Origin of the sequence: Roseomonas elaeocarpi (assembly GCF_042433915.1) — a bacterium.
In the GTDB taxonomy this organism is placed as follows: domain Bacteria; phylum Pseudomonadota; class Alphaproteobacteria; order Acetobacterales; family Acetobacteraceae; genus Roseomonas; species Roseomonas elaeocarpi.
The window spans coordinates 23,214-40,166 of record NZ_JBHLUN010000008.1; the positions used below are offsets into that span (position 1 = coordinate 23,214).

Annotated in this window: 15 protein-coding genes; 10 read left to right on the plus strand and 5 right to left on the minus strand. The window is 72.0% G+C overall.

Annotated elements, in window-relative coordinates:
* Window positions 1-370: 370 nt before the first annotated feature.
* Window positions 371-1,585 (minus strand): Zn-dependent hydrolase, encoded by a 1,215-nt coding sequence (locus ACFFGY_RS11545; protein WP_377044649.1) that lies wholly within the window; start codon window positions 1,583-1,585, stop codon window positions 371-373.
* A 280-nt stretch (window positions 1,586-1,865) separates the two neighbouring features.
* On the opposite strand from ACFFGY_RS11545, the gene ACFFGY_RS11550 reads away from it, so the two are divergent.
* The 5 genes from ACFFGY_RS11550 (at window position 1,866) to queF (ending at window position 5,516) form a co-directional block, all read left to right on the plus strand.
* A complete protein-coding gene (locus ACFFGY_RS11550; protein ID WP_377044650.1) occupies window positions 1,866-1,991 on the plus strand; it encodes a hypothetical protein in 126 nt (41 codons plus the stop codon).
* Between the two features lie 164 nt (window positions 1,992-2,155).
* Window positions 2,156-2,560, plus strand: a complete 405-nt coding sequence (locus ACFFGY_RS11555) for a hypothetical protein (RefSeq protein ID WP_377044651.1) — start codon at window positions 2,156-2,158, stop codon at window positions 2,558-2,560.
* Window positions 2,561-2,719: 159 nt separating this feature from the next.
* Window positions 2,720-3,754, plus strand: a complete 1,035-nt coding sequence (gene queA / locus ACFFGY_RS11560; protein ID WP_377045039.1) for a tRNA preQ1(34) S-adenosylmethionine ribosyltransferase-isomerase QueA — start codon at window positions 2,720-2,722, stop codon at window positions 3,752-3,754.
* On the plus strand, window positions 3,751-5,055 hold the full coding sequence (tgt, locus tag ACFFGY_RS11565) for a tRNA guanosine(34) transglycosylase Tgt (RefSeq protein ID WP_377044652.1): 1,305 nt from the start codon (window positions 3,751-3,753) through the stop codon (window positions 5,053-5,055). The genes queA and tgt overlap by 4 nt, the downstream gene beginning before the upstream one ends.
* The gene (queF, locus tag ACFFGY_RS11570; RefSeq protein WP_377044653.1) at window positions 5,052-5,516 is read left to right on the plus strand and encodes a preQ(1) synthase; all 465 of its coding nucleotides are present in this window, start codon (window positions 5,052-5,054) and stop codon (window positions 5,514-5,516) included. The genes tgt and queF overlap by 4 nt, the downstream gene beginning before the upstream one ends.
* Window positions 5,517-5,771: 255 nt before the next feature.
* On the opposite strand, the gene ACFFGY_RS11575 is transcribed toward queF, so the two are convergent.
* On the minus strand, window positions 5,772-5,990 hold the full coding sequence (locus ACFFGY_RS11575) for a DUF3126 family protein (protein WP_377044654.1): 219 nt from the start codon (window positions 5,988-5,990) through the stop codon (window positions 5,772-5,774).
* A gap of 171 nt (window positions 5,991-6,161) precedes the next feature.
* Here ACFFGY_RS11575 and ACFFGY_RS11580 point away from each other — a divergent pair, with 171 nt between their 5' ends.
* Window positions 6,162-7,229 carry a malate/lactate/ureidoglycolate dehydrogenase gene (locus tag ACFFGY_RS11580; RefSeq protein WP_377044655.1) on the plus strand — a complete coding sequence of 356 codons (1,068 nt, stop codon included), beginning with the start codon at window positions 6,162-6,164 and terminating at the stop codon, window positions 7,227-7,229.
* 211 nt (window positions 7,230-7,440) lie between these two features.
* On the opposite strand, the gene ACFFGY_RS11585 is transcribed toward ACFFGY_RS11580, so the two are convergent.
* Window positions 7,441-8,361, minus strand: coding sequence for a LysR substrate-binding domain-containing protein (locus ACFFGY_RS11585; protein WP_377044656.1), 921 nt, complete (start codon window positions 8,359-8,361; stop codon window positions 7,441-7,443).
* A gap of 131 nt (window positions 8,362-8,492) precedes the next feature.
* Between ACFFGY_RS11585 and ACFFGY_RS11590 the strand changes: the two genes are divergently transcribed.
* The 3 genes from ACFFGY_RS11590 (at window position 8,493) to ACFFGY_RS11600 (ending at window position 11,769) form a co-directional block, all read left to right on the plus strand.
* Window positions 8,493-9,239 (plus strand): SDR family oxidoreductase, encoded by a 747-nt coding sequence (locus tag ACFFGY_RS11590; protein ID WP_377044657.1) that lies wholly within the window; start codon window positions 8,493-8,495, stop codon window positions 9,237-9,239.
* A gap of 142 nt (window positions 9,240-9,381) precedes the next feature.
* On the plus strand, window positions 9,382-9,852 hold the full coding sequence (locus ACFFGY_RS11595; RefSeq protein WP_377044658.1) for a cupin domain-containing protein: 471 nt from the start codon (window positions 9,382-9,384) through the stop codon (window positions 9,850-9,852).
* Window positions 9,853-10,224: 372 nt separating this feature from the next.
* Window positions 10,225-11,769, plus strand: coding sequence for a protein adenylyltransferase SelO (locus ACFFGY_RS11600; protein ID WP_377044659.1), 1,545 nt, complete (start codon window positions 10,225-10,227; stop codon window positions 11,767-11,769).
* 86 nt (window positions 11,770-11,855) lie between these two features.
* Here the strand turns inward: ACFFGY_RS11600 and ACFFGY_RS11605 are convergent, their stop codons facing one another.
* Entirely contained in the window at window positions 11,856-14,276 is a 2,421-nt protein-coding gene (locus ACFFGY_RS11605; protein WP_377044660.1) for a bifunctional diguanylate cyclase/phosphodiesterase, read from the minus strand.
* Window positions 14,277-14,614: 338 nt separating this feature from the next.
* Window positions 14,615-15,427: an SDR family NAD(P)-dependent oxidoreductase gene (locus ACFFGY_RS11610; protein ID WP_377044661.1), complete on the minus strand. Its 813-nt coding sequence runs from the start codon at window positions 15,425-15,427 to the stop codon at window positions 14,615-14,617.
* Between the two features lie 163 nt (window positions 15,428-15,590).
* Here ACFFGY_RS11610 and queG point away from each other — a divergent pair, with 163 nt between their 5' ends.
* Entirely contained in the window at window positions 15,591-16,916 is a 1,326-nt protein-coding gene (gene queG / locus ACFFGY_RS11615) for a tRNA epoxyqueuosine(34) reductase QueG (protein ID WP_377044662.1), read from the plus strand.
* Window positions 16,917-16,953: the final 37 nt, after the last annotated feature.

Consider the following 16,953-nt stretch of genomic DNA (forward strand, 5'->3'; position numbering starts at 1 on the left):
TAAGCCTGCTCTCGCATCCGGGAGCACGAAGCCTGCCCCCGCCGCTACGCCGGGCTGCCGTATGGTGCAGGAAAGCCGCGGGGCACGGGGGCGCGGGTCCGGCATCGGACCGTTTCGGGACGCACCCGCCCGAGGACGGTTGACCGGGGCGCGGCGGATCGGGGCACGGCTGAGTGGAGCTGCCCTGAGCAGGTCGCGACGGAGCAGGCCGCGACGGAGCAGGCCGCAATCAGGTGAGCTGCGGCCGGAACGGGCCGCGACCGCCCGACCGCCCGACCGTCCGACCGCCTGTCGCGGTGGACGGGATGGCGCGATGGCCGCAACCCCGGCTGTGGCCTCCCGACTGCAGCCTCGATTGCCTCCTGGCGCCTCAGCCGGCCAGGAAGCGCCGGGCGCCCTCGGCCAGCACGCGCAGGCCCATGGCCAGGTCCTCGCGCTTGGTATCCTCGCGCCAGTGGTGGCTGATGCCGCCGATCGAGGGGACGAACAGCATGGCGGAGGGGATCACCCGCGCCAGGTACTGCGCGTCGTGGCCGGCGCCCGAGGGCATGCGCTGCCAGCCGCCGGGCAGCAGCGCCTCCGCCGCCCCGGCGAGGCAGTCCTGCAGCGTCGCGTCGCAGGGGGCCGGGCGGGACTGGCTCATGACCTCCAGCGTGGCGGTGCAGCGCTCACGCCGGTTGCTTTCCACCACGCCGCGGCGGAGCACCTCGTCCAACCGCTCCAGCGTGGGAACGGAGATGTCGCGGAACTGGAACAGCACCTCGGCGCGGCCGGGGATGATCGAGGGCGCACCGGGGCTGAGCGCGATGCGGCCGCAGGTCCAGACGGTGCGGGCGTCGCAGTGCTTGGGGAACTCCGCGTCGATCCAGCTCAGGAAGCGCACCGCGGCCAGGCCGGCGTCGCGGCGCTCGGCCATGGTGGTGCCGCCGGCATGGTCCTGCATGCCCTCGAAGATGATGCGGTACTGCCAGATCGCCACGATGCCGGTAACCACGCCGATGCCCTGCCCGGCATTCTCCAGCGTGGTGCCCTGCTCGATATGCATCTCGAGGAAGCCCTTGTAGCGACCTTCCTCCAGCCGCAGGCGCGGCTTCCCGGCAAGGCCGGCCTCCGCCAGCGCGTCCCGCAGCGGCTTGCCGTGGTAGCGGTTGCTCAGGCGGTCGATCTCCTCCTCCTCCAGCAGCCCGGTGAAGGAGCGTGAGCCGATGAACGAGCCGTAGTGGCCTTCCTCGTCGGCGAAGGCGACCACGTCCACCGGCAGCCCGGCGCGCGCGAGGTTCAGCGCCGCCACCACGCCCAGCGCGCCGTCGAGCCAGCCGGCCTCGTTCTGCGTCTCGATGTGCGAACCCGCCAGCAGCTTCGGCCCGGGGCCGGGATGGCGGCCGAACACGTTGCCGATGCCGTCGATCTCGGCGACGAGGCCGACCTCCTCCATCTGGCGGACCAGCCAGTGTCGGGATTCCATGTCCTCGGGCGAGAAGGTCGGGCGGTGGTTGCCGGTCTCGAAGGGACCGATCTGATGCAGCGCGTCGAGGTCCGCCAGGAAGCGGTCGGTGTCGGGCGTGATGTGGTTGGGGATCGTCATGGCACGGCAGGGTGGCGGGCGCCGGGCCGCAGGGCAAGGCGCCCGGACGATCCGCCGGGCCGCTTCAACCACCGCGCCGCCGGGGCGTTGCACACGTCGTGAGGTCGTTGCGCGCGGAACAGGCATGCGGCGAGGTGGGAACGGCGACGGGCACGGCAGATTGCCCCTTGTTGTTGGCACACCCCGGCAAAACCTAGAGGGTTGCGATGGCTGAAACGCTTTCCCACCCTTGCAAGACCTGTGTTCCGTTACGCGGCCGCCGAACGAAAGGACTGTCCTGATGATCGCCATATCCGTTGTGCTGGCCGCCGCAGCCGCTGCCATCGCCGCCGCGCTGGCGACTTCCGGTGCCAGCGCCCCTGCCCCGGTTCCCGTGCGCGTCCGCAGCAATCCCCGCCGCCGCTGAGCCGGCCGCCGGCGCCCCACGACGGCGCCCCCGCCCCGGCCGCTCACGGGATCGCGCGCCGCGGTCCGGTGGCATACGCAGGGCCCTCCGCTGTAGGTTGTGGCTGACCGGCGTCGCTCTCGGGCGGCGATATGGTCGCGACACTGGCCAGAGGGGATCGCGCGATGTCAGGAATTTCCACCGGTGAGGACATCCGCTTCCGCCGCCGGCCCGAGGGGGGCGATGCCGAGGCGGAGGACGGCCACGGCCTGCTCGGCATCCTCGGGCGCACGGCGCGCATCACGCTGTGGGGCCTCGTCACCTTCGCGCTGACCTTCCTGGAACAGATCGCCGAGATCCTGGCGCCGCTGCTGCTGGTGGCGGGGATCGCCTGGTGGCTCGTGGTGCACGTGACGGCGGGGCTGCACGTCGACCCGATGGTGCAGGGCATCCTGGAGCAGGTTCCCACGCGCTACTGGGTCGGCGGCTACAACCTGTCGCCGAGCAGCCTGATCACCAACGGCGTGCTGGCGGTGGCCGTGGTGGCCGCCTGCCGCACGCTGACCGGCATCATCGCCAAGGAAAGCTGAGTCCCCGCTGCCCGGACCCTGCCCGCCGGACCATGACGGAGGGTCCGGCCGACCCGGCGCGGAGCCCGGCTTCGCGCTGCCGCTGGACAGCGTGACGCGCGCGGGCTAGGGCCGCCGCCCATCCCGCGATACGAGACCGTGCCCCAGACCCCTCCCCCGCTGCGGACGGGCGATTTCGACTTCGCCCTGCCCGACGCGCTGATCGCCCAGTCCCCTGCCCGCCCGCGCGACAGCGCCCGGCTGCTCGACGTGCGGACCGACGGTCTCGCGGACCGGATCGTCAGCGCGCTGCCCGAGCTGCTGGAACCCGGCGACCTGCTGGTGGTCAACGACACCCGCGTCATCCCCGCACGCCTGCGTGCCCGGCGCGGCGAGGCCGGGATCGAGCTGCTGCTCAACCGCTCCGAGGGCGGCGGCCGCTGGCACGCGCTGGCACGTAACGCCAAGAAGCTGCACCCCGGCGACGCCCTGGAAATCCTCGGCGCCCCGGAACTGCCGGCCCGCGTGGTGGAGCGGCAGGACGGCGGCGCGGTGATCGTGGATTTCGGGCCCGACGAGGCGGCGCTGCTTTCCGCGCTCGAGCGCGCGGGCGAGGTCCCGTTGCCGCCCTATATCGCCCGGCCCGGCGGCCCCGGTGCTGCGGACCGCGAGGACTACCAGACCGTCTTCGCCGACCGTCCCGGCGCCGTGGCCGCGCCCACCGCCAGCCTGCATTTCACGCCAGCATTGCTGGCGGCCCTCGACGCGCGCGGGATCGAGCGGGTGACGGTGACGCTGCACGTCGGCGCCGGCACCTTTCTTCCGGTGCGCGGCGAGAACCCGCGCGAGCACCGCCTCCATTCCGAATGGGGCGAGATCACGCCGGAGGCGGCAGCCCGCATCAACGCCGCGCGGCGGGTGGTGTCGGTCGGCACCACCGCGCTGCGGCTGCTGGAAAGTGCCGCGCGGGAAGACGGCACGGTGGCGCCCTTCCGCGGGCTGACCGACCTGTTCCTCCTGCCCGGCCATCGCTTCCGCACGGCCTCGCTGCTGCTCACCAACTTCCACCTGCCGCGCTCGACGCTGTTCATGCTGGTCTGCGCCTATGCCGGCACGGAGCGCGTGCGGGCGGCCTACGAGCACGCGATCCAGCAAGGCTACCGCTTCTACTCCTACGGTGACGCCACGCTGCTGCGTCGGGAGGATCCCTCGTGACGCTGCACCACACGCTTCAGGCGACCGACGGCCGCGCCCGCGCCGGCACGCTGCACACCGCGCATGGCGAGGTTCCGACGCCGGTGTTCATGCCGGTCGGCACCGCCGGCACGGTGAAGGCGATGACGGCCGACGCGGTGCGCGCGACGGGTGCCAGGATGATCCTCGGCAACACCTATCACCTGATGCTGCGCCCAGGCGCGGAGCGCGTCGGGCGGCTCGGCGGGCTGCATCGGATGGTGGACTGGGACGGGCCGATCCTGACGGATTCCGGCGGCTTCCAGGTCATGTCGCTGGCCAAGCTGCGGAAGATGGACCGGGACGGCGTGACCTTCCGCTCGCACGTCGACGGCTCGAAGCACCGCCTCACGCCGGAACGGTCGATCGAGATCCAGCACCTGCTGGACGCCGACGTGACCATGTGCCTCGACGAATGCATCCCCTTTCCCGCCACCGAGGAGGAGGCGGCACGGGCGATGCGGATGTCGATGCTCTGGGCCGCGCGCTGCCGCGAGGCCTTCGTGCCGCGCGAGGGCTACGGGTTGTTCGGCATCGTGCAGGGCGGCGTGTTTCCGGAGCTTCGCGCCGAGAGCGTGCGGGCACTCACCGAGATCGGCTTCGAGGGCTACGCGGTGGGCGGCCTCGCGGTCGGTGAGGGCCAGGAGATCATGTTCCAGACGCTCGACATCACGACGCCGCTGCTGCCCGCCGACAAGGCACACTACCTGATGGGCGTCGGTACGCCGTCTGACCTGATCGGCGGCGTGCGGCGCGGCATCGACATGTTCGACTGCGTGATGCCGACGCGCTCGGGCCGCACGGCGCGCGCCTATACCTCGCGCGGCGTGATGAACATGCGCAACGCCCGCTTCGCCGACGACGCCACCACGCTCGACCCGGAGTGCAACTGCCCGGCCTGCACGCGCCACACCCGCGCCTACCTGCATCACCTGTTCCGCGCAGAAGAGATGCTCGGGCCGATGCTGCTGACCTGGCACAACATCCGCTACTACCAGCGGCTGATGGAGCGGCTGCGCGCGGCGATCCTCGCCGGTCGCTTCGAGGACGAGGCGGCGCGGATCGAGGCGGGCTGGGAAGCGGGCGCGGCCGAGGCGGCCGCCCTGAAGACCGTCGTGCCCGGCGCCGCCGCGGCGCTGGCCGGTGGCGCCACGCCCCTTCCCGGGAACGCTGCTGCGCCATTGGCGGCGGGGGACGCCGACCCCACCTCCGGCGTCGTCGCGGCCGACACGGTTCCCTTTCCTGTTCCAGCCGGCAACGAAGCGCCGGAAAGCAACGCATGACCCAGAACGATACCTCGCACCTGACCATGCTCGGGCGGCCCACCGCGCAGCCCGAGAGCCCCGACACCGCCGTGCTCGAGCGCGTGGCGAACCCGCATCCGGGCAAGCTCTACTGCGTGCGCTTCACCGCGCCGGAGTTCACCTCGCTCTGCCCGATGACGGGGCAGCCGGACTTCGCGCACCTGGTGATCGACTACGTGCCGCGCGACTGGCTGGTGGAAAGCAAGTCGCTGAAGCTCTACCTCACCTCGTTCCGCAACCACGGCGCCTTTCACGAGAGCTGCACGGTGGAGATCGCGGCCCGCCTCCAGCGGGAGCTGGAGCCGGTCTGGATCCGCATCGGCGGCTACTGGTATCCGCGCGGCGGCATCCCGATCGACGTGTTCTGGCAGAGCGGCGCGGCGCCGACGGATGTCTGGATCCCGGCGCAGGAGGTTCCCGGCTACCGCGGCCGCGGCTGAACCCGCGAGACGGGGTGCCAGATGGGGCGCCAGACGGGGCATCGGAACAGGATGCCCCCGGTCCGCTGCGTCGTCGCACGGCGGGGGCCCCGGCATGGAAGGATGCTGAGCGGGCGGGTGGCGCACGGGACGGCGCCCCGCGGGAAGCGCCCGCCCCAGCGCGCGGGGCGCGGCGCTTCGCCTTACTTCCTTACCATCTTACCATCTTACTTTCCGCCGAACCGCGCGTCCGGGGCGCGGTTCGGGCGATGGCACTCAGTTAATCTGATTCAGATCTTCGGCCAGAACAACCATCTGGATGGCATAGGAAACATCGCCATCTTCCGCGTCGCGGTGGATCGTGCCGATGAACTCGTCGCCGATCCGCAGCTCGACGCTGCCGCCCCGCTGCTTCGGCGCGGCCACCACGATGCGCTGGTTGTTGAACTGCTTGCGGAGGTGGGCCTGGACTTGAGCGATCTCGGCAGGGGTCATCAAGTAAACACCATCATGTGAAGAAGCGCGGCAGATAGGCGCTCCGGCGGCCGGTTGGAATGGGTTTTCTCAAGGGCGCCCAGAATCTCCGCCCGCTGTGTCGCGGCCGCCGGCTTGCCGCGCGACGGCGGCTGGTGGAGCCTCGGCGCCAACAAAGCCGGAGGATGCGCCATGCTGATCACCCGAAACGCCCTCGAGGATTTCGCCCGCCGGATCTTCGCCGCCGCCGGCAGCGGCGAGGATGAGGCCGCCACCGTCGCGGCCGACCTGGTGGAGGCCAACCTCAAGGGCCATGACAGCCACGGCGTCGGGCTGATCCCGGGCTACCTGAAGGCCCGCGAAGGCGGGCACCTCGCGGCCGGGGCCCATGCCAGCTTCCTGCGCGACGACGGCCCCTTCGGCGTGGCCGACGGCGGCGGCGGCTTCGGCCAGGTGATCGGGCGCGAAGTCACGGACTGGGCCGTGCGGCGCGCGAAGGAGACCGGCATCGCCGTGGTGGCGATCCGCAACTGCCACCACCTCGGCCGCATCGGCGCCTTCGGGGAACGCGCGGCGGCGGCGGGCATGGTGTCGCTGTTCTTCGTCAACGTGCGGATCGGCATGACCTTCTACGTGGCGCCGCATGGCGGGCGCGACGGGCGGCTGCAGACCAACCCCGTCTGCATCACCGTGCCGACGGGTGCGGACAAGCCGCCGCTGGTGCTGGACTTCGCCACCAGCGCGATCGCCATGGGCAAGGTGCGCGTGGCCTACAACGCCAAGAAGCCCGTGCCGGGGCCGGTGCTGATCGACGCCGAGGGCGAGCCGACCACCGACCCGGCGGTGCTGTTCGGGCCGGGCGTTGGCACCGGCGGGCCGCACGGGGCGCTGCTGCCGTTCGGCGGGCACAAGGGCTTCGGCCTGTCGCTGATGTGCGAGGTGCTGGCCGGGGCGCTCGGCGGCGGCGGGGCCAATACCTCCGCCGAATGCGCGGCGCAGGGCATCCGCAACAACCTCCTGGGCTTCGTGATCGACCCGGCGCGCCTGGGCGACGTCGCCACGATCCAGGAGGAGGTCGCGGCCGTGATCGAGCACGTGAAGGCCTCCCCCACCCTGCCGGGCGGCGAGGTGCTGGTGGCCGGCGAGCCGGAGCGCCGGACCATGCAGCAGCGCCTGGCCGGGGGCATCCCGGTGGATGACGGCACCTGGGCGGGGATCGTGGCGGCGGCCGCCTCGGTGGGCGTGGCGCCGCCGGGCTGAAGGCGGCAGCCCGGGTCGCGGCCGGGGTGGAGCGGCAGGGTCCGGCCGCTCCGCGCGCAGGGGCCGGGGAGCGGGTGCCCTACCCGAACGGCTGGCGCCTTCTGCCGCGCCTGAGAGGGCGGGCGATACATGGCGCGCCCCCTCCCCCTGGGTTGGCCAGGGGCAGCGAAGCGAGGCTGATGGTCGTGCTGGACCGGGGAGCGGAGCATCCTCAGCGGCTGGCAGCACTTCCCGCCTCGATCATCAGCCAATCCCAGAAGGCGACGATGACCGGGTCCTCCGCGTCCTGCGGCCGGCAGACCACGTGGTAGGCGAGCGGGCACTCGAGCTCCGGTCCGAAGGGCCGGATCAGGCGTCCTTCCGCCAAGTCCTGCTCCACCAGGGTGGTGCGGCCGAGCGCGACGCCGCCGCCCGTCATCACCATTCGGTAGGCCGCCGCGGAGTCGTTGACCTGGATGCCGCGCTCGCTCCCCTTGGGGTCGAGGCCGGCGGCGGCGTGCCAGTCGCGCCAGGTGCGGAACTCGGGCGTCGCGGCCATCGACGTGTCGTGGATGAGCTGGTGGTGGCGGAGATCGCCCGGGCCGCGGAGCGGGTGCTGTCCCCGGAGGAGCGAGGGGGAGCAGACCGGGAAGAAGGCGTCGGTGGCGAAGGGCACGGCCACGAGGCCCGGCCAGCGACCGGCGCCGTAGCGGATCCCGACATCGACCGCTTCCCTCGCGAAGTCCACCAGCGCCGTGTTGGTGTCGATCCGCAGTTCGCAGTCGGGATGCCTCGCCCGGAAGCCGCCCAGCCGGTGCAGCAGCCACTTGTCCGCGAAGGCCGTGGACACCGTGACGGCGAGCGCCTGCCGCGTCCGCGCACGGCGGAGGCGCTCCATTGCGGCGGCCAGGTGCCGGAAGCCCGCCTGGAGCTCGGGCAGCGCCGCGCCCGCCGCCGCGGTGAGGACGATCCGCGCCGGCCCCGCCTGGGCCCGGTGGAACAGCTCGATCCCTAAGCTTTCTTCCAGCCGCCGCACGAGCTGCCCGATCGCCGCGGGCGTGACGTTCAGCTCCTGCGCGGCGAGCACGAAGCTGCCGTGCCGCGCGGCGGCTTCCACGGCGCGCAGGGCATTGAGGTGGTCGGGGGCTCGCATGCGGTAAACATAAACTATGGCGGCGGCCGAGATCATCCCGTTTGCCGGCCCCGCCTGACCCGCGCCATATCCGGCGCACGGAACGCGCGCTCCGACTTTCACGACGCTCAGGAAAGTCAGGAGGATTGGTGATGAAGCTCGAAGGCAAGATTGCGCTGGTCACGGGTGGCACCTCGGGGATCGGCCTCGCGACGGCGGAACTCTTCGTCCGCGAAGGTGCGCAGGTGGTCGTGGTCGGGACGGACCGCGCGCGCCTCGACGCCGCGGCGGCGCGGCTCGGCGACCACGGGTTCGCGGTGCAGGCCGACCTGCGGGCGCCGGGCGCGGCCGACCGCGTCGCCGAGGCCGTTCGCGAGCGGCACGGGCGGCTCAACATCCTGTTCGCCAATGCCGGGCTCGGCCGGGCGGCGCCGCTGGAGGCCGTGACGGAGGCGCAGTTCGACGAGCAGGTGGGGATCAACTTCCGGGGGCTGTTCTTCACGGTGCAGAAATCCGTGCCGCTCCTGGATCGTGGGGGCAGCATCGTGCTGACCACCTCCTTCCTGAACGCCGTCGGCACGCCGGGTCTGTCGGTGCTGTCCGCCACCAAGGCCGCCGTGCGGTCGCTGGCCCGCACGCTGGGCGCCGAGCTGGCGCCGCGTGGCATCCGGGTCAACGCCGTCAGCCCCGGCCCGATCAGCACGCCCTTCGCCGCGAAGATGGGGCTGGGCGAGCAGGAGTTGCGGGCCATGGCGGAGGGCGTGGAAGCCCAGGTGCCGCTCGGGCGCTTCGGCGAGGCCGTGGAGGTCGCGCGGGCCGCGCTGTTCCTGGCCAGCGACGACAGCGCCTTCGTCACCGGCATGGAGCTCATCGTCGATGGCGGGCTGTCGCAGGTCTGACCGCTTCCGGTCACCCCGCCGCTCCGGCCGGTTCCTGCCGGTCGGAGCCCGCCTTCCCCGGGCGGGAGCCCATGCTTCAGCGATGCAGCGGAGTTGCGGCGCCTTGTGTCGCGGCGCAGGCTCCCGCGCTGGAGGAAGGTCCATGGCAGAGAAACCCGCCTTGGTGGCGAGCGAGGCCCCGCCCCGCGTCAAGCCGAGCAACTACCCGGAACCCTTCGCGACGCGGATGTCGGGCCGGGTCAAGCACCCCCTGGGGGACCTGTTCGGCCTGCGCAGCTTCGGCGTGAACCTGACGCGGCTGCACCCGGGCTCGGTGTCGGCGCTCCATCACCGCCATTCGCGCCAGGACGAGTTCATCTACGTGCTCGAGGGCGAGCCGACGCTGTTCACCGGCGACGAGGTGACGCAGCTCCGGCCCGGCATGGTCGCAGGCTTCCCGGCCGCGGGCGTGGCGCATCACCTGGAAAACCGGACCGGGCGCGACTGCGTCATCTTGGAGGTGGGCGACCGGGCGCAGGACGATGAGGTCCACTATCCGAGCGACGACATCCAGGCGGTGATGGGCGAGGATGGCCGGTGGTGCTTCACGCACAAGGACGGGGTGCCGTACTGAGCGCCCGACCCGGCGGGCGGCGCGATGCCGCCAGGTTCGTGGCTCGCGCGCGCGAGGTCCGGCTGGCCAGCACTCGCCACTCCTGAGCCCAGGAGTTCCACGAGGGCTCCGGTTGCGGTGCGAGCCTTCCCGCCATCGCGCCTTCACGCGGCGGCCGGGCCGGCAGCATCCTCGCCTGCGCCGGAGCGGGTAGCGGGCCGGTTGCCCCGGCCGCGTCCACGACCCACATCCCTGGCACGACGCCGAAATCCCGCCGCCGCTGCGCCATCACCCGGCGCTGTCCCGGACGCCCCGTGCCCACTCGCCGCTGTTCCGGCCGAGCCGGGCGGCCGGTCGCGTGCCCCGGCCGGGCGCACAAGGAAGCTGCTGTTCATGTCCCTCACCCTTCCGTTCCGCAACAGCTACGCCGAATTGCCCGACCGCTTCTTCGCGCGGGTGCGGCCGACGCCGGTGGAGGCGCCGCGGCTGGTGCAGCTGAACGAGGCGCTGGCGGTGGAGCTCGGCCTCGACCCGGCGGCGCTGCGCAGCCCCGAGGGCGTCGAGGTCCTGGCTGGCAACCGCGTTCCCGAAGGCGCGGCCTCGATCGCGCTCGCCTATGCCGGGCACCAATTCGGCCACTTCGTGCCGCAGTTGGGCGACGGGCGCGCCCTGTTGTTGGGCGAGGTCGTGGGGCGCGACGGCCAGCGGCGGGACATCCAGCTCAAGGGTTCCGGCCCGACGCCCTATTCGCGCGGCGGCGACGGGCGTGCCGCGCTGGGGCCAGTGCTGCGCGAATACCTCGTGAGCGAGGCCATGGCGGCGCTGGGCATCCCCACCACGCGCGCCCTGGCGGCGGTCACCACGGGCGAGCCGGTGTTCCGCGAGACCCCCCTGCCCGGCGCCGTGCTGGCGCGTGTGGCGGCGAGCCACATCCGCGTCGGGACCTTCCAGTTCTTTGCCGCGCGGCGCGACGTGGAAGGGCTGCGCGCCCTGGCGGACCACGCCATCGCCCGGCACGACCCGGCCGCGGCCGGGGCGCCGAACCCCTACCGCGCGCTGCTCGACGGCGTGGCGGCACGTCAGGCGGAGCTGGTGGCACGCTGGCTGCTGGTGGGTTTCGTGCACGGGGTGATGAACACCGACAACAGCTCGATCTCGGGCGAAACCATCGACTACGGTCCCTGCGCCTTCCTGGACGCCTACGACCCGGACACGGTGTTCAGCTCGATCGACCGCGGCGGGCGCTACGCCTACGGCAACCAGCCGCAGATCGCGCTGTGGAACCTGGCGATGCTGGCCGGCGCGCTGCTGCCGCTGCTGGGCGAGGATGACGAGGCGGCGCAGGCCTCGGGCCGCGCGGCGCTGGACGGGTTCGGGCCGCGCTTCGAGGCGGCCTATCACGGCGGGCTGTGCCGCAAGATCGGCCTTGCGATGGAGCGCGAGGGCGACTTGGCACTGGCGCAGGATTTCCTGGGACTGCTGGCGGAGGCTGGCGCGGATTTCACGCTGAGCTTCCGGCACCTCGCCGGGATGGCGGCGCCTGACGCGACGGACTCCGGGATGGAGGCGTCCGGGGCGGTGGCCTGCGATGCCCAGGCCAGGGGGGCGCAGCAGGTCGGCCAGGGCGCGCGGGCGTTGTTCAGCGGCCTCCCCGGCTTCGATGCGTGGGCGGTGCGCTGGCGGCAGCGGCTGGAGGACGAGCCCGGTGGCGCGGCCGGCGCGGCCGACCGGATGCGGCAGGTGAACCCGGCCTATATCCCGCGCAACCACTTGGTGGAGGCGGCGCTCACGGCCGCCGTGCAGGGCGGCGATTACGCGCCCTTCGAGGAACTGCTCGGCGTGCTGTCGCATCCCTTCGAGGAACGCCCCGGCCTGGAGCGCTTCACCCAGCCGCCGGCGCCGAGTGGCGTGGCCTATCGCACCTTCTGCGGCACCTGAGGCCGTCGCGGACGATCCGTCCGGCGCGGTTCCGCAGCGGGGATGTTCTGGCCGGGCGGGGCCAGGCCCGACCCTGCCGCCACGCCTCAGGCCGAAAGGCGCGGCGGAAGCTTGCTGAACTGGGCGACCGTCCTGGCGCGATCCAGCTCCATGAAGCTTCCCATAGGGGCCGGCCGGGCCACGAGGTAGCCCTGGATCTGGTCGCAGCCGAGCGCCTGCAGGATCTCGAGCTGTGCCTGCGTTTCGACCCCTTCCGCCGTGACGTGCAGGCCGAGGTTGTGGCCGAGATTGACGATCGTGCGGGTCAGCGTCAGCGCATCCTCGCTCTGGCCGAGCCGCCGGACGAAGGACTTGTCGATCTTGAACTTGTCGAACCTGAAGAGCTGCAGGTAGCTCAGGCTGGAATAGCCGGTTCCGAAATCGTCCAGGGCGATGCGGATGCCCAGGTCGCGCAGCCGGTTCAGCGTCGCCACGGCCTTCGTGGCGTCGTCGATCAGAACGCCCTCGGTCACCTCCACGACGACGCGGGCGGGGTCGAGTTGGTTGACCCGCAGCGCCGTCGCCACGATGCCGCAGATGTCGGAATGGTGGAACTGCGAGGGCGACACGTTGACCGACACGCGCCACGGCTGCTCCCAGCCGGCGGCGTCCCGGCAGGCCGTCTCGATGACCCAGCGCCCGATCGCGTCGATGAGGCCGGTTTCCTCCGCCAGTGGGATGAACTCGGCCGGCGGCACCAGGCCGCGCTGGGGATGCTGCCAGCGGATCAGTGCCTCGAAGGTTTCGACCTCGCCGGTGATGCCGTTCACCAGGGGTTGGTAATGGAGCAGCAGCTCATCCCGCTCGATGGCGCCGATCAGCTCCTGTTCCAGCTGCAGCCGCGCATGGAGCTGCGTGTTCATCGAGCTTTCGAAGAAGCGCAGCCCCCCGCGCCCTTCCTGCTTGACGCGGTACATGGCGACGTCGGCGGCGCGCAGCAGGGTGTCGGGGGCAGCCCCGTCGTCGGGATAGATGGCGATCCCCACCGAGGCACCGATCTCGAGCCGGTGCCCTTCGATGTGGAAAGGCCGGCGCAGCGCATCGACGATGCGCGCCACGACGTTCGAGGCTTTCTCGGGCTGCGGCTCGCTCGTCAGGATCATGGTGAATTCGTCGCCGCCGATGCGCGCCAGCGTGTCCGAGGACTGGAGCTCGGCCAGGATGCGCTTGGAAACCTGGACCAGCAGCGCGTCCCCCGCGGCGTGGCCGTGGAGGTCGTTGATCGGCTTGAAGCGGTCGAGGTCGATATAGGCGATCGCGATCCGCTCCCGGTGCTGCGCCGCGTTGTCGAGCGCGATGTCCAACCGCTCCAGGAAGGCATGGCGGTTGGGCAGGTTGGTCAGGGCGTCGTGACGGGCCAGGTGAAGGATGCGTGCCTCGTCCTGCCGCCGGGCCGTCAGGTCCCGCAGCGCCACGGCCGTCGCGGGCCTGCCGAGATAGTCGATCGACTGGCTGGACAGCTCCACCGGAACCTGGGTCCCGTCGGCGGCCTGGAAGATCACCTCCTCCGGCGGCTGCTCCTGCGATGAGAAACGCTCGCGCCGTACCAGCAGCGGCGCGCTGTCCTGCGCGAAGAGGCTCAGCAGGGGCCGGCCGATGATCTCGCTGGCCGGGGCCTTGAACAGGCGTTCGCCGGCGCTGTTGACCTCGAACACCACGCCGTTGCTGTGGATGAGCAGCACTTCCTGCGCCAGGTTGCCCAGCAGCCGCATGCGCTTGAGGTCCTGCAGGGCGCGCTGCGACATGTAATGCTCGACGAAGGTGGCCGCGAGGCTGGCGATCAGGATGGCCACGCTGACGCTGCCGACCACCACGGCGAGGGTCGTGGTGCCCAGCACCGTTCCGGCGTTCAGCTCGGCCATGCCGGGTGCCACGGTGATCGCCGTCATGCCGGTGAAGTGCAGGCCGCAGATCCCCAGCGCCAGCCAGAAGGCCACCTCGAAGCGCCGGCTCACCCGCTCCAGCAGGTTCGCCCTGATCAGGGCCAGCGTCGCGAAGCCGATGCTGATGACCACCGAAGCCGCCACGTAGTCCCAGTTGAAGATCAGGAAGCCGGTAAAGGTCATGGCGGCCACGCCGGCATAGTGCATCCCGGTGATGGCGAGGCCCAGCAGGGTGCCGCCGAGCGCCACGCGGACGGGCTGCGGGAAACGGCCCTGCCAGACAAGGAAGGCGGCCAAGGCACCGCCCGAGGCGATCACGACCGACAGCACCGTCAGGTTCAGGCCGTAGGCGATCTGCTGCCCCGGCATGAAGGCCAGCATGGCCACGAAATGCAGCGACCAGACGCTGCAGCCGAACACCACGGCCGCGAAGCCGGTCCAGCGATGCTGGCGCGCCCGGCTGCTGACGCGGGCACGCGACAGCAGGACGACGGTGGTGATGCATCCCAGGGCGCAGATGAAGGCCGACAGGGCGACGAGCCGCAGATCATGCTCATGCGTGATGCAGCTCAGGACGTTCAACATGCAGGGGCCCCGCAGATCGAGGGATGCAGCCTACGGCCCCGGTCCTTTGCAAAGCTTTAAACAGAGGGGGCGCAGCGAGAACGTCCCGCAGCGGGCGCCGGGAGCCGCGGAACGAAGCTCCTGCCACGCTCCCGCATTTCTGGCGGCTGGCGAGACCCCGGCCTGCTCCGCCGTGAGCCGCGTGGACGGGCCGCTGCGCTGGCGGTGTCTGCCCGGCGCAGGGCTGCAGGCATCATGATCCTGGGCGCCACGGTCGTGCATGGGTCGCGGAAGCCCCGCCCCACCGGGGGTCGGGAGGACGATGCCCCTCCCCCGCCGCGGGAGGCGTTGCGCCCCGCCTAGGGCCCGACCAGCTGCCCGCCATCCACCGCCAGCGTTTGCCCGGTGACCCAGCGGGCCCGGTCGGAAGCCAGGAAGCACACCACCTCCGCCACCTCTTCCGGCTGTCCCATGCGGCCGAAGGGGATCGACGCCAAGGTGCGGTCGTAAAGGGCCTCGCCCTTCAGGCGCCGTTCCTCCCACAAGCCGCCGGGGAATTCGATCGAGCCCGGGGCGACGCAGTTGGCGCGGATGCGCTCGGGCGCCAGGATCTTAGCCTGACTGGCGGTGTAGTGCGACACCGCCGCCTTGGCCGCGCCGTAGGGCGCCGCGCGCGACGAGGCGCGGTAGGCCGAGATCGAGGCGATGTTGACCACCGAGGCACCGGTTCCGGCGCGTAGGAAGGGCAGCGCCGCCTGGGTGGCGCGCACCACCGCCATGACATCGACGCTCAGCGAGGCGGCCCAGCCTTCCTCGTCATCCGTGTAGCCGAAGGCCGAAGCGTTGTTCACCAGCACGTCGAGGCCGCCCAGCGCCGCCGCCGCTTCCGGCACGAAGCGGGCGATGGCGGCCGCGTCGCCCAGGTCGCAGACCCCGGCATGGGCGGTGGCGCCGAGCAGGCCGTTGATGGCCGCGATGGCCTGGCGCGCTTCCTCCAACGGCCCGGCGCCGCGGGCGCAGATCGACACCGAGGCGCCCTCGCGCGCGAAGCAAAGCGCGATGGCCCGGCCGATGCCGCGGCTGCCGCCCATCACCGCCACGCGCCGCCCGGCGAACTCGCCGCGTCCCGCCGTGACCTGACCAGCGACCCCTGCCGATCCGTGTTGTTCCATGCGTTTGCTTCCCCTGCGATGCCGGGTGCATCCTCCCTCCGCCGGGCATGGCGGACAACCGGGCAGCCGGCCTTTCGGCGTCGCGCGGCCGGCCTGGCACGGAAGGAGCACCGCGTGTTCCGCGCTTGCACCGGGATCGGCGGAACCGCAGATAGCGGCGAAGATGCCCGAAAGCCTGCTCATCCTGCCGGCGGAGCCTGCCGGTGACGGCGCCGGCACGCAGGCGCCCCCTGCCAGCCGGGCGTGCGCACCGGTGGTGGTGCCGTGCGGGGCCCGCGCCATCACGGCCGGCGCGACCGGTTCCGCGACGCCCGCTTCAGCCGCGCCCGATCTCGTCGCGCCCGGCGATGCCAACGCGGTTCCGACCCAGCCCGACCCTGCGGCCCCGCGCGATGCCGTCGCCCGACGCGACGCCGGCGCGTCGCCGCGTCAATTCGATCCCGCCGCGGCGCGCGACGCGATCCGTGCCGAGGCGCTGCGGCTGGGCTTCGACGCCGTGGGCTTCGCGCGGGCGGAACTCGGGCCGGAGGTGCGCGAGCGGCTGGGACGTTTCCTTGATGACGGCATGCACGGCAGCATGGGCTGGATGGAGGACCGTGCCGCGCAGCGCGCCCATCCGCGCGCGCTGTGGCCCGAGGCGGTGTCGATAGTGTCCTTAGGGATGAACTACGGGCCCGAGGGCGATGCGCTGGCCAACCTCGCGCGGCCCGATGTGGGCAACATCAGCGTGTATGCCCGCCACCGCGACTACCACGACGTGGTGAAGAAGCGGCTCAAGGCACTGGCGCGCTGGATGGTGGCCGAGTGGGCCGGGTCGGAGCTGAAGGTCTTCGTGGACACCGCGCCGGTGGCGGAAAAGCCCCTGGCGCGCGAGGCCGGGCTCGGCTGGCAGGGCAAGCACACCAACCTCGTGTCGCGCACCCACGGCTCGTGGCTCTTCCTGGGCGAGGTCTACACCACGCTGTCGCTCGCCCCGGATGCGCCGGAGGGCGATCATTGCGGGCGCTGCCAGCGCTGCCTCGCGGCCTGCCCCACCGCGGCCTTTCCAGCGCCCTACCGGCTCGATGCCCGACGCTGCATCTCCTACCTGACGATCGAGCATCACGGGCCGATCCCGCACGAGCTTCGCCCGCTGATGGGCAACCGCATCTACGGCTGCGACGACTGCCTGGCGGTGTGCCCCTGGAACAAGTGGGCGCAGGCGGCGCGCGAGCCGCTGCTGCGCGCGCGGGACGACCTGGTGGCGCCGGAGCTGCGGGCGCTCGCGGCGCTGGACGATGCGGGGTTCCGGGCGCATTTCTCGGGCTCGCCGGTCAAGCGCGTCGGGCGCGACCGCTTCGTGCGCAACGTGCTGAACGCCATCGGCAATTCCGCCGATCCGTCGTTGCTGCCGACCGCTCGCGCGCTGCTGGGTGACGCGGACCCGGTGGTGGCGGAAGCGGCGGCCTGGGCGGTAGAACGGCTGGAAGGTTGCGGCGCGGCGGGATGAGAAACAGGATCAGGAATGACTGAAGCGGCGGGGACGT

Excerpts from the sequence above, each read along its gene's own strand:
- queG (WP_377044662.1), top strand. The coding sequence starts at position 15,591 with ATGCCCGAAAGCCTGCTCATCCTGCCGGCGGAGCCTGCCGGTGACGGC.
- ACFFGY_RS11555 (WP_377044651.1), top strand. The coding sequence starts at position 2,156 with ATGTCAGGAATTTCCACCGGTGAGGACATCCGCTTCCGCCGCCGGCCC.
- ACFFGY_RS11595 (WP_377044658.1), top strand. The coding sequence starts at position 9,382 with ATGGCAGAGAAACCCGCCTTGGTGGCGAGCGAGGCCCCGCCCCGCGTC.
- ACFFGY_RS11600 (WP_377044659.1), top strand. The coding sequence starts at position 10,225 with ATGTCCCTCACCCTTCCGTTCCGCAACAGCTACGCCGAATTGCCCGAC.
- ACFFGY_RS11575 (WP_377044654.1), bottom strand. The coding sequence starts at position 5,990 with ATGACCCCTGCCGAGATCGCTCAAGTCCAGGCCCACCTCCGCAAGCAG.
- ACFFGY_RS11610 (WP_377044661.1), bottom strand. The coding sequence starts at position 15,427 with ATGGAACAACACGGATCGGCAGGGGTCGCTGGTCAGGTCACGGCGGGA.
- ACFFGY_RS11580 (WP_377044655.1), top strand. The coding sequence starts at position 6,162 with ATGCTGATCACCCGAAACGCCCTCGAGGATTTCGCCCGCCGGATCTTC.
- ACFFGY_RS11550 (WP_377044650.1), top strand. The coding sequence starts at position 1,866 with ATGATCGCCATATCCGTTGTGCTGGCCGCCGCAGCCGCTGCCATCGCC.
- ACFFGY_RS11605 (WP_377044660.1), bottom strand. The coding sequence starts at position 14,276 with ATGTTGAACGTCCTGAGCTGCATCACGCATGAGCATGATCTGCGGCTC.
- ACFFGY_RS11585 (WP_377044656.1), bottom strand. The coding sequence starts at position 8,361 with ATGCGAGCCCCCGACCACCTCAATGCCCTGCGCGCCGTGGAAGCCGCC.
- queF (WP_377044653.1), top strand. The coding sequence starts at position 5,052 with ATGACCCAGAACGATACCTCGCACCTGACCATGCTCGGGCGGCCCACC.
- ACFFGY_RS11590 (WP_377044657.1), top strand. The coding sequence starts at position 8,493 with ATGAAGCTCGAAGGCAAGATTGCGCTGGTCACGGGTGGCACCTCGGGG.
- ACFFGY_RS11545 (WP_377044649.1), bottom strand. The coding sequence starts at position 1,585 with ATGACGATCCCCAACCACATCACGCCCGACACCGACCGCTTCCTGGCG.